We start from the raw sequence: 16,414 nt of genomic DNA on the forward strand, positions 1-16,414 counted from the left end.
TTATTACGAGTAGTCAAAGATAGACTTGCAAGCAAGGACTTTCTATAATCTTGAGTCCAAAATTCTTTACTTAAAGTCCAAAATGTGTGACCCCTACTCCGAAATAATTTCCCTTCTCCAACCTCAGGCGTCCTATTCAAAGCTCGTCCATGCTTCGGGGGCATTTCGGGTACGACGGGATGATATGGACGATACATTCTATTGTTCGCTCTTATCTGGACAGGCATGTTTGAAGATCGACGGCAAGGAACCATTGATTTTGGTAGCCGGGGATTTCGTCCTTATCCCTGCAGCCAAGTCCTTCACTTTTTCCAGTGTTGACCCCCCACCATCTAAAGGACTGCTTAGTCAGCCTGTTGAAGGCGAAGACGGCATCTTCAGGCTTGGACCGCCTGATACAGAACCGAGCGTGCAGCAGCTAATCGGCCATTGCACCTTTGCAAGTCCGGATGCGGAGCTACTGGTTTCGCTTTTACCGGATATGGTTGTGGTTCACGGTGAAGGGAGACTCGCGGCATTAACTGGCTTTCTACGCGATGAAGCGCGCTCGGACCGCCCGGCGCGAAGTGCTGTCGTTGAGCACTTGTTACAAATTCTTCTGATCGAAGCATTTCGGTCTGCCGCTGAGCCCTGTGCAACGGCAGGCCTATTGCGAGGCTTGGCAGATTTACGCATTGGTCCAATATTGCGAGCCATGCATGCTGCACCCGACCGTTCCTGGACGGTGCCTGAACTCGCAAGAGAGGCAGGGTTATCGCGCTCCGCCTTTTTTGCACGTTTTAACCAGATTGTAGGGGTAGCTCCGATGTCTTACCTGCTGAATTGGCGAATGACGCTCGCAAAGCATATGCTACGTTCGGGTCAGCAAAGCATCTCCGAAATTGCCAACAGGATTGGCTATGGTTCTCCTAGCGCATTCAGCACTGCATTCACTCGATACGTTGGTTCTCCGCCCGCACGATACTCAAAAGCTATTGAGTGTGAGTGATTCCTGGGCCAATTTTTGATGGTACCGACTAACTCAATAGTATTCGCCTGACCAGAAGAATTTCCTGAACCTCTTTCGTAAGTACCGACGGAAGTTCGATCATCTAAACTGCAACTCTGCATGAAACCTTCCGGTCGCAGATGAATAAACCTAAATCCCTGCTTCTCTATGTAAGCTTCAATAGCAAGAAAATTCTCTAGATCATCAGTTTGATCCTTTTCACAACGAAGCTGCTACCTGTATCCAGAAAATTTTCTTTATAATGTGAAGATGGTGCGTGATGGTTTGTTTACTCTCAGATTATATCTTAGCCGGATGAATCCATATCCTTACTCCAAGCCATTGATGAAAATGCATCATCAAGACTGACATTTAGATTGTGAGTAGAATAATTAGAGAGTACTTTTAGACTGGTTCCAACTATCACCTCTAGAACCGTCTCTTTCGTATAACCCGCTGCAAGAAACGCCTCAACTTCCTCTTCTGTAGCCCATCCACGTTTCTCATTAATAATGACACTGAATTTTCGTAGTGCTTCGAGCTTAGGGTCATCAATTGTTTTTCCACTGCGCAGGGCCTTGATTACATCTTCATTTACACCGGCCATTTTGCAAACTGCAGTATGCGCAGCCATGCAGTAGGTGCAACCATTTAGGCGACTGTTTGTCATCAGAATTATCTCTCGCTCTGTTTCACTCAAGCGAGATTTATCAAATAGTCCCATAAGTGTTAGGTAGCTCTCTACCATTACGGGTGATTCGGCCATGGTTGCCATTAGATTGGGTACAAATCCCATTTTCTTTTTAGCGGCTTCTAGAGTTTTTTTAGAGGCTTCTGGAGCTGTTTCAATTGTGTAACGTGTAAAATTAACCATGAGTCTTACCATATAAGTTGGGTTTTACTGTGCTCGATATCGATTTACATTGAGTGTCTGCATCAAACTACTTTCACATTAGGCCTTGCACCTCTTTGGCACTTGCTTGTGTTAAAGAGGTGGAGGCGTTTACGAACTATGCAGTTGTAGACTGACTCAGCTTTTCAAGTACGGGAAATAAGTCGCTGGGTTCGGGGCGACGCGTGTAGTCAGGATTCACCTCTGCATATGCGATTGTTCCATCCGTATCTATGACATATCTTGCTGGCATAGGTAAGTTCCACGCGCCGTCACGATGGATGGTCGGGAGTTCGACTTTGAATACCTTGTGGAACTCAATTACATAAGATTGCAATGTCCAGCGGATACCAAACTTTTCAGCAAGCTTTCCACTTTGATCAGTCAGAATTGGGAAGCTTAGCTTGTTATCTCTCTGAGATTTGCGGCTTTCGGCGGGCCCTTGCATGGAAATAGCAACCAGGGTTGCGCCACGCGCTTTGATCTCTGCAGCAACTTCTTCTAACGCTTGCAGCTCAATATTGCAGTAAGGGCACCACACGCCTCGATAGAACGTTAGAATAACGGGTCCTTTGGCAAGGAGTTCTTCCAGGACAACGTCGTTACCTTCTGAATCTGGCAATGTAAAGTATGGGACTTTCTCTCCTACTTTAATCGAACGTTCAACTTGGCCACTAGCAGCCAATTCCTTGGATGATCTGGCAAAGGCTTCAAATGCTCCTTCCGGGGCCTGTTGCTTAAATACTTCTTTGAAAGCATCTAGTTTGTCTTGAAGAGACATAACCTATTCCTCTAATGGTTTAAAGTTTGGAAGCGCGAGCTTTGGGTAAGCCTTCGATGGACCAAGAGGCGACGTGCTTAACTCTCCAATTGGCCTCTATGCAGGTACTTACGCCAAACCACTATTGGGAAGATTAGTTACTTTGATTCGCGCTATAAACATGCTATTTTGAAACTCATTGTATCCATTAGGGACACAATCTGTGTTTCAGCAAGCCCATTTGAACGAAATAGTCGTATTTATTGCCGTAGCCGAACACGGCAGCTTTACAAAGGCGGCGGCATCATTGAACTCAACCAAATCAGGCGCTGGTAAGGCAGTTAAGAAGCTTGAGGAGGAATTGGGTCTTAAGCTATTCAACAGAACCACACGAAGTATCAGGCTTACAGAAGAAGGCAAAATATTTCTAGATGCCGCAAAACATGCGTTAGAAACAATTAATGAGGCCAGGCTTTTGCTGCATGCCAGGAAGGATGAGCCTGCTGGACGATTGCGTATCAATTTGCCAATAGGCATAGGCCGAAATATTGTCAGTGCTTTGAAGGGGTTCACGCAATTGCATCCCAAGGTTACGGTCGAGGTCTCTCTTTCAGATAGCCTGGAGGACGCTATTAAAGGTGAATGGGATGTCGTTGTTAGAATTGGCGAACTAGAGGATAGTTCTTTTATCGCAAAAACATTATGCGGATCCAGGCGTATCTTATGTGCTTCGCCTGAATATCTTTCACAGAAAGGTAAACCTAAGACTTTAGAAGAGTTGAGAGAGCATGATGCTCTTGTTTTCAGAGCGCCCACTGGAAAAGTAAGGGCCTGGTCATTTCGAGAAAATGATGACTCAATTACTGAATTCTCCCCTTCCCCACTGGCGATTTTTAGAGATGGGCGAACATTAATCGATGCAGTGGTCGCTGGTATGGGTATTGCTCAGGTATATGATACAGCTCTCGGTTCTTCTATTCAGAATGGCGAGGTTATTGAGTTGTTTCCTGAGAAAGTAGTATCTGGTCCACCCGTTAGCGCACTGATTCCCAGCGGTAGAGCGATGCCTGCGAAAACGAGAGTTTTTATCGATTTTCTACAAAGCGTGCTGAGTTAGGATTTAGGATGTCAGGTGGAATTGCAGGGTAATTTGATAGAAAGAACCCCCTTTCTAGAACTAGAGAGGGGGAGATTGGTTGACGAAAACCTTCTGATTGCTAAGTTTAGGCCTTTCGCTAAGCAATACTTTTAAGGGTTGGCTTGCCCTTTTCAAGCTGTGGTGATGAGTCTTCAAAAATATGCAAGAAAGTCGTAGGATTTGGGCGTCTGCGATAATTGTCGGTCTCGTCACCGAACAGAACCTTGCCACCTTTATCCAGTGCTATCACCGTAGCCATAACAGTATCCTTAGGGTACCCAGGCATTCCTGCAGGGGAACCGCCAATATCTTCAATACCTAGAGCTTTAGCCCCCATTAGGTTGTCATCTTGAAGAATTTCAAAATGACCAGGCAAGTCAAGTTTATCGGCTAGCTTTCTTGAGTTGTCGTAGCCTTGGTTAGAAATAAACTTTACTTTCACATCATGTTGCTTAAGTGTCTCTGCATACTTCTTCACTTCTTTTAACTGGTTCATACAAAATGGGCACCAGTTGGCTCGAAAGAAAACCAGTAGTGTTTTAGATTCGTCAAAAGAAGAGGAAGACACACCTGATTTATCTAACCGATTAAAGTGTATTTCAGGCAGTTTTTGGCCTTTTGATATGGCTTTACTCTTTTTACGGTTGTAGACGGAGAATGACCAGATATACCAGTGAAGGGATACGAAGCCCAGGGCAGCAGCTGCAATAGGAATGTACTGAGGCAAGGATATTGGAGCCTGGTTCGAATAAGTTGAATAAGCAACCAGTGCAACTCCTATAAAGTTAACGGCTTGAATAACTGGTAATCTTTCTGACGTTCTTGAAATGCTGAACACATTTGTTAAGACCATCAAGAAAAATGGTAAAGGCAGGGTCGCTAAAAGTGCGCCGACCCAAACCGGATCACCGCCAGATATATAGATCATGATGCCGGACCCTACTCCGCCAAGCATGTTTAATAGAATCATTGGTAAAATAAGTTTTGCTTTCATTTCAAGCTCCTGAAGCGTTGGGTTAATGTCCAAAACTTGCGATCTATCCTAGTACATCACATTGACTCAATAATCAGTTCAAATAGAGAAACAATGTTGCGAAAACGGATACAATTGAATTTATTTTATCGATCTATTAGTTGTGGCTGGCATGAGTAACTTACACTCAGTTCTAGCAGGAATTTAGTATTTCTTAACAAATAAAGGAGCTAGTAAGCTGGAAGAAGGTGTAAAGATGTAGACAAGATCAGACCACGATCTGACAGATCGTCTTGAATAAGAAGGGTTTACCGGTTTTGATGAAAGTGCCTAAACCTAAAAGCAAAACCAAGGATAAACCCCATGATCCATACTAATGATCGCATCATCAAACATTAAGTGCTAGGTGATTTCGATTGCAATACCACTCCAAACATAACTATGCCTTCCAGCGTTTTGATGACGCAACGTTCGCCATCCAATATCAGCCCTCCAAACTGGTTGATCTTCATTCGGGTTATAATATTTGACTGTGGACCCATCCTTGGCAACCAGGATATTATGGAAACCCATTTCATGAGCAGACCCAGGGGAAGGGCCTCGAAACATCATAAAAGCGCAATTGTAATAGGTGTCGGTAAGCAAGTTCCTCGGCATTCCCCCATTACTAGCTGGCTGTATGAGATTTGTAAACAACGCATTATAATCAACTCTATTGGCCGGCTGCGCGAATTGAAGGCACATGTCTTTCTGAGTCGCGTCATATAAAATCCGACCGGTACGCCCAGGGCACTGGGTATTCACATAGTTTCGCACACGCATCGGCGAACTATTGTTGGCCGCCACTAAGGGATGGTCAACACCGTTTGGCATAGGAGGTAGGTCCGCATTCTGCCATTTGATAGCGCGCCACAGAGTGTCTTCCACAAAACTCTGTGGCCTTGGCGCACGGATATCAAATCCTGATACTGCGATCTCGGTGCAGTGAGCGGCGCAAGAATTTCCATTCTGACTCGGTAAAGTTTTAAGATTCAACATCAAAATTTCCTTTTTTCGTTGTGCTTGACAGAGAGAGTAGTGAGTCCAATGTACCAATTTGATAGGCAGTAATATATAAAATGGAGTGTAAAATAATATTACGAGTTATTACGTAACCATCAGTAAAACCACGTACTTCCCTTTCCTGATTTAAAGACTTTTTTCAATGCGACTTTTAAGGGAGCTTGAAGCTTAAAAAGTTCTATCTGAGCAGCTATAAGGAGATGTGAGCTCTTGAATCAATCGCTATTGCAGCTTTAAGTTACGTTAGTAACCATAGGGATTTTATTAAGAAAAAAGGGTAATGTTTCCAGTCATCATTTTAATCTCTATATCCTCGGCATAATCGTATAAATTTAATAATGTGATTCAGGTTGTTTTTAAGCGGGTTTTATTGATGTAAAAAGATCGGTTATCCCTTGAGCCTCTTTATTCAGCATCACAGGTTATTGGCAGTAGTTCTTACAGCCTTTGTTGCCTTAGAAATCTAATATCCTTTTTTAGAGGCTCGAGCAACGGTATCTTTATTTAACGTTTTATGAGGATGCTGCGCTCTTCAAATCGTCAGAATTTCGTTGGATGAACTCTTTCCAAGTCGAGGGTAATCGCCCAACTGCTGCTTCAAAAGTTGTCTTGTCAAATGTTTCATCAGCATTGGGAATAGCACCCGCTGCATTCAGTCGAAACTGATCGCGAATACACGCCATGTAAGCTGGGTCAGCACCTGCAGCCACAGCTCTTTCAAAGAAAATTTGAGGATCTAACTGTTCTAACTTAACTGGTTGCTCCACCAGCTCACTAATCATCTCAGCAACTTCGATCATAGTGGCTGCGTCATAGCCAAGGCGCCAGGTTTGACCGCTGAACTTATCAGGGTGTTTTAGTGCCTCCGAAGCAATTGCTGCTACGTCACGTGCATCAACCCAGCTCCATCGTGCGTTACCGATCAAGTTGGTTAAGGCGCCAGGTTGCAACCATCCAAAACTGAGTAAGTTCTGCATGAATCCTTCCGGCCGCAGATGAGTAAATCTAAATCCTTGCTTCTCAATGTAGGCTTCAATCATCTGATGCCAGCCCCAGTGGGAGACCTCGGCAGTGTCAGCCCCGGAAGCACCAATGTGGACAATATGGCTGACATTGGCACGCTTTGCCGCATCAATAACCCGCTTGGAGTGCTTCATCATATCAACGGTATAACCAGTCATCAGAAGAATGCCATCAATACCATTTACAGATTTTTCAACGCTACTCACGTTATCAAGATCAAGCCAAACCGGTTCAGCGCCAATATCTAGCATTGATTGTGATTGGTCATCTCGGCGGATTGCTGCAACTGTCTGGACACTTGGATCCTTGACTAAATTAAGAACTACCTCCCTACCAACCTTTCCTGTGGCACCAATTACGAGAAGGCGTCTTTTTGTTTGCTTATTCATCAAGGAATCTCGCTCAATTTCTGACAGGAAGAAGTTATTCAGAATAGTTTAGGCATTAACCTATGCAGCACTATATGGACCTCATCGTTTAAAGGATAGTATTCAGCTTATGTGGCAGTAACGACCGAAAACTCGGCTGCCTCAGGCAATTGGACTTTATCAACAAATAGAGGTTAGGAAGGTTTGTGATATGTGCATAAAAATTCTTGTAAACGGTGCTCCCATGCTCAAACTTGTAATATCTACCCTCAACCTATTCCAAGTTCTGCTTATCCTCCATTAGGCTCCGTTTGCCCAAAATGCGTTTATCTCTGTTAGTGATCAGCGTATCCATCACAAGAACTTTTATTCCTTTCTGATAGTCAAAGTTTACCAACTGAACTCTGGAAAGTTTTTGAATAGGTGTTGACTGCCATGGAACGACGTGATTTCGCAAAATTATTTCTTGGGGTTACTTCTGTATTTGCTGTCCCTCGACCACTCATCGCTTTAGATACTTTATCAAGTCATCCAGTGAATGATGATAACGAGTTTCAACGTCTCATTCGCCATCGTATTCTTAAGCAACACGCAGCACATGCAGCAGTTGCAGGTACCCTAAATTCTTCTGGTCGTCGAATCATTACTGTTCGAGAGCCTGAAGCCAAGGATACTTATCAACTAGGGGGCGATACGATTTTTGAAATTGCGTCGTTAACTAAGATATTTACGGCCTTGCTATTGGCTGTTGAAGTTGTACATAAGAGAGTGAAACTCGATGATCCTCTCCAGGATTACGTACCAGCCGGTGTAAAAGCTCCAACTTTTGAAGGACAACAAATCACTCTCGCCGACCTGGCTACCCATAGTGCTTCTCTTCCACTAAGACCAAATAATCTTGCTGCATCGGCACCCGATGCGCCCAATAAGTACGCTGGTTATTCCTTTGAGCAGCTCTATGGTGGCTTGCCAAGCTATCATCTGAAAGCTAGCCCGGGTACTCAATTCAGCTATTCAAACCTGGCTTTTGGGCTCTTAGGTCAAGGACTTGCTTTGAAGGAAGGCCGCTCTTTTGCAACGATACTGCGAGAGCGTGTGACGGGACCTTTAGGGCTAAGTGATACCACTTTAGAGGATGATCCTAAGAAGTCTGCTCGGCGAGCTCAAGGCCATGACTTTTATCTCAGCCCGATCGGCCCAACAAGCGATGGAGTGCTCTCACCGGCTGGTGGTTTACGATCTACAGCCAGCGATCTCCTCACACTTCTCGACTTGTTTATCAACGGTCGAGGTCCTAAGGATTTGGTTGCAGCATCGCGGCTAATGCTGTCAATTGATAGGCCGGGAGGCAGTGATATCACTCGTATGGCCCTGGGTTGGCGCAGGACAACCACCAATGGAGAGACTTACTATTGGTCCAATGGCAGCAGTGATGGATCGCGTACATTTATGGGCTTTAACCCAGCGCGGAGAGCGGGTGTTGTTGCCTTGGCAGATACTGCCAGCGGTGAAGGGCTGGATGATATTGGCCATCACTTCTTGAACCCCGAGCAGACGGTATCTACCAAGGTTGTCTCTGCCCCAGATTTCATCACTTTACCAGAGGAGGTGCTTTTGAGAGGTGTCGGGCGCTATGGGCACGGAACAGATGATATTGTCGAAGTCAGCCGTGGCTATACAGGTCTTATTGTTTCAGCGGAATATGGAGAGTTCGTAATTCGACCTCAATCGTCCACAATCTACGCATCGAAGATGGTCCCAGGGTTGACTATTGAGTTTGAAGAGGGCGATACGAATCCTGCCCGCTCATTTACTCTTCGTCAAGGTGGAAAAGCTTATTCCTATAAGCGACTGCCCTAATTTGAATGGTCGGTTAGTTACTACTGGGGTGGAAGGAAAGAATACACCGCACTCGAGATACGCTGTGAATACATCCCTGTAAGCTCTTAATCGGCATCCATGCCTCATAGGGTCACATGCGCGGTGTATTTTTCCCTTCTCCCTTTTTAGCAAGTACAACCTAGGGGAATATTGGGCGAAACAGTTTTAACTTATTGATAAGTTGAGATTTTTTATATCAGTCAGGTCATTGCTGCAAATTGATTTATCAATACCACATCTTAATTGGGCTGGATTAGGCAGGGTTTCGTAGTGGCCGACGCTCAGTAATTACTAGCCCAGTTCAAAATCAGCAAAAATCAGTTAAAGTGACTCAAAATACTGCGAACTACCTCAATCCCTCCACAATATTAATCTATGAGTAATCTCCAGAAGAATTATTGCAAGACACTTTAATTCGAGGTGGATTGTTAAGAAGTGCTATTCCTGAATGATTTCAAGAATATTAATGTACAGTCGTGCTAAGTAATATTATATATTCTATTTTGCTCTGGTTTGGCATCAGAGCAAAAACAGTGAATTCCATCGCTGAAAGTAGCAGGAAAAGGCAGGAGAATAATTATGACAAAAATAGTGAGCCGCAGTATCAACCGGGAAGTGAGTTTTACCGTGTTGGTAGAGGATAATTCGCCGATACTTTTTCAAACGAAGGTCAAAAAATCACTCGAAAACTGGCTGGATGAAGCACAAACTATCTTAAAACGAGCGATAGATATGTGCACTGTAGCGATTACATACCCTGATAAGGTTCCTGATAAGTTTAAAAATTTAGTCTCCTACTACTTCGGCCTCCCTATGGATTGCCCGCCACAAAGATATTCAAATTGCGTAAATGCGATACTCCAAAAACTCAGTAAAACCCAGATAGGCTTGAGTGGTGATGTGGAGTGTGCGGATGTAAAAATGATGCCCACCTTGTGTAAAGTTCAATGCTCTACCATATCGACGATAGGATATCCATTTAGTATTGAGGACCCTTCGAAAAATGCGGCCGGGTTTGTGTTTGTGCCCTTTACGGAAAGTTGGGGCAGATCAATTTCAAACTTCTGTAAGTTGTCATGGGCTGGTGGAGGGCAACTTAAGGGGGGAAGCTTTATGAAGCCCAATCAAAATCCTATCTGCTTGAGTTTTAGTAAAATTTGGGAAAAAGGTGAGGTATTCTGCATTGTTACTCTAATCCATGAAGGAACACATAAATATGCGCAAACCGTGGATCATAAATATTTCAATGATGAAGGCATTGCGGATAAATTAGATCAAGCTATTAGTGAAGGTGGCGCTATATGGATGAAGTTCCATCAGGACAATGGTAAAACCCATGATCAAGCGTTCAAGCTTGTTGTACAGCAGGCATTCAATCAGTTACGCGGACAAGATGCAGCGGCAACACTTATGGCAGAGCTCACTGAAGTCAAAGCGGTGGAAAATGCAGACTCAGTGGCATGGTTCGCGTATGACGTAGCACAGCTTCCCTCTGAACAGGAAGTTGGGAGAATTGTTACCGGGATGGTAGGTAAACGAAAAGTACACCCAAGCCTACTTAATCATTAAAGGAAAACCCAGGGGGCAGTCTAATTAATTGAAACGATTACGTTTCCTGCAATTTGGGGTCCTATCCCGAAATCAGAGAACTGTCCCTGGAGACCCAAGGGTTTCTATGTTTGGGGTATAGATGCTCTGGCAAATCTGTGAGTGGTGAAGGATTGGTTGATATTGGTCACCACTTCCCGTACGCCTAGTACACACGGTACCAATTTACACTGTTACTAATCGCTGGAATTGGAGAGGTACTTTAGGAAGTTGGCTAACGCGTGCGAAGCAGGTGATACCATCAAAATCAGTCGTGACCATGCCACCCCTATTGTTTCAACGGGATCTGGAAAATTCGTAATTCGGCGGCAATCGTCCACAATTTATGCATCGAAGGTCGTATCAGCGCTAACTATTGAGTCCAAGTGAGGTGACATGAAGGCTCGCTGTTCGCTTACTCTTATAAGTGTGTATCTCTATTTGGGTAAATGCGGCCCGCTTATCGCTTCAGGCCAATACCTTGAAAGGAAAGATCAATGCCCTATCCAGAAGTTACGATGTCTAGTGACACAATCCACAACCCCAAAGAACCCCGACACCTTATGCGCGCCAAGATTGTGCCTAGGACAGTGCGTGTGCGTCGTGGTGGCAAGGTGATTGCCGAGAGTAGTAATGCTTTGAGAGTTACAGAACTCGCAAAAGATATGTTCGACCCCGTATTCTACTTCCCAAAAGAAGATGTTCTTGCTCCCCTCTCCCTTATAGAGGGAAAGACAAGCTATTGCCCACTGAAAGGCGATGCCAGCTACTTCTCAATCGATGATAGCGGAGAAGCTATTGCATGGGCCTATGAAGCTGCTTTTGACTTTGCCGGGGTGATCAACGGGCGTATTGCCTTCTATCCAGATCAAGTGGCAATCGAAGAGATTGGAACTTCATCGTGACCCACTTCCCATAGACTCTTTTAGGTTAATGATACAAACCATGCCTAGCAGCTGGTTGCAATAACATTTCGCCCCTTTATAGGCACTTGTAGCGAAGGACCACTCCGCCCGTTTCAAGGGTACCTGCCCGCATCAGCTTAAAATTTTTCTGGATACCGTCGGGCTTGAAGAGAGGTGAGCCAGCTCCTAGTACGATAGGTGCCAGGCATATCCGGTACTCGTCTACTAGACCCTCTCTGAGAAGAGTAGCTACAAGATTCGAACTACCAAATACGAAGATATCCCTCTTCCCGGTCTCTTTTTTGAGCGCGCGAACATGTTCGGCCGCCTCGCCTTTCAGTAGACGAGTATTTGACCAATTGGCGGTTTCTAGCGTGCGAGAGATCACGGCTTTTTCAAGCGAGTTCATCATGTCCGCAATCGCCCCAGTTTCGTTTTGCCAATAATCGGCCATCCCTTTATAGGTGCGACATCCGAATAGCAAGGTGCCGATTTCATCACCCTGTCGAAGAGAGAAGGCTTCTAATTCGTCGCCCCACACTGTTGCGTGATGGTCCAATGACCATGGGGCGGTGCCTTCAAAGCAGCCGTCCAACGACATCACATTCCAAACCACTAAGCGTCTCACTATCTGACCCTCATACATTTGGCTCTTGCATTGTCTAGTGGGACTGACCATGATGAGAGCAGTGTCACTCAGCTTGTTAGGGCCTTGCGCCATTAGTTCGGGGTTTGGCCATACCCAGTTTAAATACTCTTTCGTGATATCTATCCATTACTTCAAACCTAATTCGTAGCTGCTTGAATCGTCGCAATATCGATCTTTCTCATGGTCATCATCGCGGTAAAGGCGCGTTTTGCCTTGTCACGGTCGGAATTCGTTGTAAGGTCGAGTAGTAGTTTTGGCGTAATTTGCCACGAGTGACCCCAGCGATCCTTACACCAACCGCAGGCGCTCTCTTGCCCACCGTTATTTACAATCGCATTCCAATAACGGTCAGTTTCCTCCTGGTTTTCGGTGACAACCATGAAACTGACCGATTCATTCGGCGTTAGATTTGGGCCGCCGTTCAGACCTATAAACTTGCGCCCGAGGATAGTCAGTTCAACGGTTAGCTCACTGCCTTCATGGCCACCGGGGTAGTCGGCAGCAGCCGCATTAACACGATCGACATGGCTGTTAGGAAAAGTTGCTGCATAGAATTCCGCCGCTTTCTTTGCTTCGCCGTAGTCGAACCAAAGACAGGTAACGAGTTCTGTCATTTTGACATCTCCTTGGGGTTTGAACGGATCGAATGTTAACTCTGATGAAAGGCTCTGGCATTGATAGTTATGTCGGGATATCTGGCGAGCGCCCCAGATCTGGTCTTACTGCCGAGTGTATCGGCATAATGTGCCATCGCCTCTAGGCAGCTTCCCTTGAATATCAAGTCAATGATGGGCTCCATAACTTTCGAGTTCCTATCTCTATTTATCTATCTCAACTTGCGCTTAGAATGCAGGCTCTACTCTCGTTGAAGGGAGAAATCTCCAGTCGTGATACTTCCGCCTCGAACATAGATCACACAAATTACACCACTATCTGTCGTCATGGCTTGTTGTACATGGAACGCTGCAGGGATCACACCGGAACTGAAAAGGCGTTTCCCGTTACCCAGGACCAAAGGAAAAATCAGTAATTTAAACTGATCAACCAGATCTGCTTTGAGTAGAGTTTGAATAAAATCGGCACTGCCCGGAACCAGCAAGTCAGGGCCATTGCTAGCCTTGATTGCACGAAGCCTCAAGATTGGGTCATCCCCCAGCCACTCGCTGCCTTCCCAGGTAAACTCAGGTTTCGTGCGAGAAGCCACGTATCGTGTTGTACCGTCGATTTTTTTGGCCAGCTGGATTTCGCCTTTATCAACACCCTCAGGCGGAGGGTCAGCAGCAATTTTTGGCCAATGCGCAGCGAAAATGTCGTGAGTCCGATGGCCAAGCAGTAGCTCAAATGGAGCTGCAAACACTTTGCCCATAAATTCACCAACACCTTCATCAAAATAGGACGCTACCCATCCACCAAGCTCAAAGCCCCCTGTAGTGTCTTCTTCCGGACCGCCAGGGGCCTGCATCACACCATCCAGGCTAATAAACGTGTTTACAATTATTTTTCGCACAAGTTCTTCCCTGTTGGTTCTATTGGTCCAAATGATGCTGCGGGTTGTACTTGGACTGTTACTCAATGGCTATTGAAGCCCGAAGAGAAACAATATTGCCTTTCTCTATTCGGCTTCTACTTTTCTTGCTTCCAAGTATGCAGTCAGATTAGAAAGAGCGCGCTGCCATCCATTGCGAGTTCCCTCGATAATTCCCGAGCCGGCCAGGGAGGCGATTTGTATTGTTACCTTGAGTTCTGTCACGCTTTCACTATTGCCGATCTCCACGCTAACCAAAGAGATACTCAGTGGAGAGCCATCCGTAGTTACACGTTCGGTGAACAATAGCCGATGTGGCCTTCTGATTTCGTAATAGTGTGTTTCAACCCGGAATCGCAGATCGCTACTTTGACCGCATCGATGTACGTCAATGCCTCCTTCACGAAAGTCATTTTCGAGAAATTCGATTGCTTCATCTTCTGAGGGAGGCCCCCATATCGAGCGGGCTTGCGGGTCTTCCCATGCGGAAAATACCCGCTCTCTCGGTGCCTTGATCGTTCTACTGATCGATATGGTGTCGTGGGATAAATCTTGGCTCATGCGAATCCCTCTGCGATATTTGCAAAGCGTGAACGGCCGAGTACAAAAAATAATGATAGTTAGCTTTTTGGATAACTATAGTTAATAGTAATTGTTAGGTCAATGGATAACCGGCGAATGGCTCCGTGCGGTTAAAGCTTCAACTCTAGGTGGGATGGAGGGCGAGAAATTGGCTTATGCCCATGGGATCTGTATTGTTGGGTCATCTACCTCTGTTGTACTTAGTCATCCTGCTCTTCTGCATCGAGCGTTTCGACATAGCTCGCCATCCGAGCCATCCGGCCTTCCCATATGGCCGTTTGTGTATTGATCCATTTTTGTGCCGCTGTCAGTTGCTTAGGTTTTATCTCACAGGTTCGCACGCGACCGGTTTTCTTGGAGCGAATCAAGCCCGCATCCTCCAGCACACCAATGTGCTTCATGAACGAAGGGAGTGCCATTTCGAATGGTTCTGCGAGCTCGGTAATTGACGCTGGTCCTTCTATCAAATGCTGAATGACAGCGCGTCGTGTTGGATCAGCCAAAGCTTGGAAAACAGTATTCAGGTTGTCGTGATTTTTTTCCATCTTAATAAGTATATCGGTGAAAAATCGTTAGGCAATGGCTGGGGCTTTGGCGTGACCTTGATAATCATCCCAATCAACGTGTTAGGATTCGAGTCTATGGTGAGACAGTGTTGTTGCTTGTATCCAAGGTCAAGCACCCATATGTAAAGGCTGCCGTTTCTAGCTACGCATAAAAAACAGTTTCAGCATGTGCTCAGATCATCAAGGCTACTTTTATCTGAGTAAAACTTGTTCAGATTTTTGTTCGATTGAAATACCTGTAACACCCTGTCAGTTGTCAATAGGGCCCATACCCTGTTTAGCCAGCTCCGCAATACCTGTCTTCATGGCTTCCAGTGCTTCCTTTGGGTGGCTCTGCCAATCTTTCACCTCTCCTATTACACGTAAAGGTTTGAGAGACCGGAATGACTTTGTAGGGTTACCAGGAAACCGCTTATCAGTCACATTGGGGTCATCTTCGATTGGCCCTGTTGCCTCAACGATATAGATACGCTCCGGACCGTCCCCAAGTGCCAGTTCTGCCCCCCAAATTGCAGCATCGAGTGTCCGGGCCAGGTAAATATGGCTGAGTGCTTCCTGGCCGAAGTTTGGATTGCTTCCCGGCATGAGCATATCCCCTGTTTTTAGGTCCGCTCGTGTTCCGTGATAGTAAGTCCACTCCCGGATTTCCGATTTAACTCGTACCTGCCCCTTCGATCGATGTGACATATAAGGGTGGCGCGGTGCTTGCTCGCTTAAAAGTTCGGTCGCATCTTCAATATCACCTTCTGTCTCCACGACATAGACCCTCGGCGGGCCGTTACCCTCGGCGAGTTCTGCTGCCCAGATGGCTGCATCCAGGTTGGGTGACATATAGGTGAGCGACACGTCAGTCTTGTCACCCATAGCGCCAAATGGATCGCTGGCTGTGACGAGATCCCCAGGACTAAGATTCTTTCGAGAGCCGTGATAAAACTGCCTAATATCAGATTGAGCCATAGGGCTCTCAGCTCCGCTGCCTGGCTGGTTATCAACCATGTTATTGGAACCTCCATGAATTTTGAATTGGTTGTGAATGGCCCACCCTCTTAAGCATCCAGACTTCGCCATGCCGTGGGTAGCGGCACGGAGAATATTGGAGGCACGCTTACAGCTGAGTTCTTTTTACTGCCAATCAACTTTAGATAATTTCGAGAGCGGCAATGTCGACCTTGTTTGCTTTTATCCTGGTTTGGTAGGTGCTTTTCTGTCGGGCAAAGCAAGGAAACTCTTAGCACAGCCTGATTGCCTGGGCTTTAGACACCCAAGGATTACCGTTGATTATAGTTAGCCTTCTGGGTAACTGTATTGAGTGATAAAAATTAGGTCAATATGTCACTACTTATACACTGAATATAGAAAGATCGTGCCTCAAGTGGCAGCAACAATTTCTATCATAACTATCTAATTTCGATCATATAGGCTGGTAAACTCGATTGAATGGTACTGGAGGGCAGCAATAGTATGTTTCACTGTTGATAGACCACAGAAAGCCCCCTACTTAAAAGAATAAGGTGA

The 16,414-nt window shown here is 45.6% G+C and carries 16 protein-coding genes and 1 pseudogene; 5 read left to right on the forward strand and 12 right to left on the reverse strand.

The genetic code is table 11. The features are described from left to right. Positions 1–82: 82 nt before the first annotated feature. A complete protein-coding gene (locus BTJ40_RS11280) occupies positions 83–988 on the forward strand; it encodes an AraC family transcriptional regulator (protein WP_108735247.1) in 906 nt (301 codons plus the stop codon). A 307-nt stretch (positions 989–1,295) separates the two neighbouring features. Here the strand turns inward: BTJ40_RS11280 and BTJ40_RS11285 are convergent, their stop codons facing one another. Together BTJ40_RS11285 and BTJ40_RS11290 are read right to left on the reverse strand one after the other, a co-directional pair. Continuing rightward, positions 1,296–1,862 carry a carboxymuconolactone decarboxylase family protein gene (locus BTJ40_RS11285; protein ID WP_108733182.1) on the reverse strand — a complete coding sequence of 189 codons (567 nt, stop codon included), beginning with the start codon at positions 1,860–1,862 and terminating at the stop codon, positions 1,296–1,298. Positions 1,863–1,998: 136 nt separating this feature from the next. After that, positions 1,999–2,661, reverse strand: a complete 663-nt coding sequence (locus tag BTJ40_RS11290; RefSeq protein ID WP_108733183.1) for a peroxiredoxin-like family protein — start codon at positions 2,659–2,661, stop codon at positions 1,999–2,001. A gap of 202 nt (positions 2,662–2,863) precedes the next feature. Here BTJ40_RS11290 and BTJ40_RS11295 point away from each other — a divergent pair, with 202 nt between their 5' ends. Next, positions 2,864–3,757, forward strand: a complete 894-nt coding sequence (locus BTJ40_RS11295; protein ID WP_192879327.1) for a LysR family transcriptional regulator — start codon at positions 2,864–2,866, stop codon at positions 3,755–3,757. Positions 3,758–3,875: 118 nt separating this feature from the next. On the opposite strand, the gene BTJ40_RS11300 is transcribed toward BTJ40_RS11295, so the two are convergent. The 3 genes from BTJ40_RS11300 to BTJ40_RS11310 form a co-directional block, all read right to left on the reverse strand. Further along, positions 3,876–4,772: a peroxiredoxin gene (locus BTJ40_RS11300; RefSeq protein ID WP_108733185.1), complete on the reverse strand. Its 897-nt coding sequence runs from the start codon at positions 4,770–4,772 to the stop codon at positions 3,876–3,878. Between the two features lie 381 nt (positions 4,773–5,153). Further along, entirely contained in the window at positions 5,154–5,789 is a 636-nt protein-coding gene (locus BTJ40_RS11305) for a hypothetical protein (protein WP_108733186.1), read from the reverse strand. 536 nt (positions 5,790–6,325) lie between these two features. Beyond that, positions 6,326–7,225, reverse strand: coding sequence for an NmrA family NAD(P)-binding protein (locus BTJ40_RS11310; RefSeq protein ID WP_108733187.1), 900 nt, complete (start codon positions 7,223–7,225; stop codon positions 6,326–6,328). Between the two features lie 414 nt (positions 7,226–7,639). Between BTJ40_RS11310 and BTJ40_RS11315 the strand changes: the two genes are divergently transcribed. The 3 genes from BTJ40_RS11315 (at position 7,640) to BTJ40_RS11325 (ending at position 11,577) form a co-directional block, all read left to right on the forward strand. Beyond that, entirely contained in the window at positions 7,640–9,064 is a 1,425-nt protein-coding gene (locus BTJ40_RS11315) for a serine hydrolase (protein ID WP_108733188.1), read from the forward strand. A gap of 600 nt (positions 9,065–9,664) precedes the next feature. Then, a complete protein-coding gene (locus tag BTJ40_RS11320) occupies positions 9,665–10,654 on the forward strand; it encodes a hypothetical protein (protein ID WP_108733189.1) in 990 nt (329 codons plus the stop codon). A gap of 515 nt (positions 10,655–11,169) precedes the next feature. Next, complete coding sequence (locus tag BTJ40_RS11325) at positions 11,170–11,577, forward strand: DUF427 domain-containing protein (protein WP_108733190.1); 408 nt, start codon at positions 11,170–11,172, stop codon at positions 11,575–11,577. Positions 11,578–11,653: 76 nt separating this feature from the next. Here BTJ40_RS11325 and BTJ40_RS11330 read toward each other — a convergent pair whose 3' ends face one another. The 7 genes and pseudogenes from BTJ40_RS11330 to BTJ40_RS22790 form a co-directional block, all read right to left on the reverse strand. Next, positions 11,654–12,205 carry a dihydrofolate reductase family protein gene (locus BTJ40_RS11330; protein ID WP_108735248.1) on the reverse strand — a complete coding sequence of 184 codons (552 nt, stop codon included), beginning with the start codon at positions 12,203–12,205 and terminating at the stop codon, positions 11,654–11,656. Between the two features lie 158 nt (positions 12,206–12,363). Continuing rightward, positions 12,364–12,840, reverse strand: coding sequence for a VOC family protein (locus BTJ40_RS11335; protein WP_108733191.1), 477 nt, complete (start codon positions 12,838–12,840; stop codon positions 12,364–12,366). Positions 12,841–13,082: 242 nt separating this feature from the next. Further along, complete coding sequence (locus tag BTJ40_RS11340) at positions 13,083–13,733, reverse strand: dihydrofolate reductase family protein (RefSeq protein WP_108733192.1); 651 nt, start codon at positions 13,731–13,733, stop codon at positions 13,083–13,085. A gap of 105 nt (positions 13,734–13,838) precedes the next feature. Further along, positions 13,839–14,312 carry an SRPBCC family protein gene (locus tag BTJ40_RS11345; RefSeq protein WP_108733193.1) on the reverse strand — a complete coding sequence of 158 codons (474 nt, stop codon included), beginning with the start codon at positions 14,310–14,312 and terminating at the stop codon, positions 13,839–13,841. Between the two features lie 221 nt (positions 14,313–14,533). Continuing rightward, positions 14,534–14,878 (reverse strand): helix-turn-helix transcriptional regulator, encoded by a 345-nt coding sequence (locus tag BTJ40_RS11350; RefSeq protein WP_108733194.1) that lies wholly within the window; start codon positions 14,876–14,878, stop codon positions 14,534–14,536. Positions 14,879–15,148: 270 nt separating this feature from the next. Beyond that, entirely contained in the window at positions 15,149–15,544 is a 396-nt protein-coding gene (gene arr, locus BTJ40_RS22785) for an NAD(+)--rifampin ADP-ribosyltransferase (RefSeq protein ID WP_255422911.1), read from the reverse strand. After that, a pseudogene (locus BTJ40_RS22790) lies at positions 15,545–15,967 on the reverse strand (NAD(+)--rifampin ADP-ribosyltransferase); the annotation flags it as partial. It abuts the gene before it with no gap. Positions 15,968–16,414: the final 447 nt, after the last annotated feature.

The organism is Microbulbifer sp. A4B17 (genome assembly GCF_003076275.1).
In the GTDB taxonomy this organism is placed as follows: Bacteria; Pseudomonadota; Gammaproteobacteria; order Pseudomonadales; family Cellvibrionaceae; genus Microbulbifer.

Excerpts from the sequence above, each read along its gene's own strand:
- BTJ40_RS11280 (WP_108735247.1), top strand. The coding sequence starts at position 83 with ATGTGTGACCCCTACTCCGAAATAATTTCCCTTCTCCAACCTCAGGCG.
- BTJ40_RS11285 (WP_108733182.1), bottom strand. The coding sequence starts at position 1,862 with ATGGTTAATTTTACACGTTACACAATTGAAACAGCTCCAGAAGCCTCT.
- BTJ40_RS11290 (WP_108733183.1), bottom strand. The coding sequence starts at position 2,661 with ATGTCTCTTCAAGACAAACTAGATGCTTTCAAAGAAGTATTTAAGCAA.
- BTJ40_RS11300 (WP_108733185.1), bottom strand. The coding sequence starts at position 4,772 with ATGAAAGCAAAACTTATTTTACCAATGATTCTATTAAACATGCTTGGC.
- BTJ40_RS11305 (WP_108733186.1), bottom strand. The coding sequence starts at position 5,789 with ATGTTGAATCTTAAAACTTTACCGAGTCAGAATGGAAATTCTTGCGCC.
- BTJ40_RS11310 (WP_108733187.1), bottom strand. The coding sequence starts at position 7,225 with ATGAATAAGCAAACAAAAAGACGCCTTCTCGTAATTGGTGCCACAGGA.
- BTJ40_RS11315 (WP_108733188.1), top strand. The coding sequence starts at position 7,640 with ATGGAACGACGTGATTTCGCAAAATTATTTCTTGGGGTTACTTCTGTA.
- BTJ40_RS11320 (WP_108733189.1), top strand. The coding sequence starts at position 9,665 with ATGACAAAAATAGTGAGCCGCAGTATCAACCGGGAAGTGAGTTTTACC.
- BTJ40_RS11325 (WP_108733190.1), top strand. The coding sequence starts at position 11,170 with ATGCCCTATCCAGAAGTTACGATGTCTAGTGACACAATCCACAACCCC.
- BTJ40_RS11335 (WP_108733191.1), bottom strand. The coding sequence starts at position 12,840 with ATGACAGAACTCGTTACCTGTCTTTGGTTCGACTACGGCGAAGCAAAG.
- BTJ40_RS11345 (WP_108733193.1), bottom strand. The coding sequence starts at position 14,312 with ATGAGCCAAGATTTATCCCACGACACCATATCGATCAGTAGAACGATC.
- BTJ40_RS11350 (WP_108733194.1), bottom strand. The coding sequence starts at position 14,878 with ATGGAAAAAAATCACGACAACCTGAATACTGTTTTCCAAGCTTTGGCT.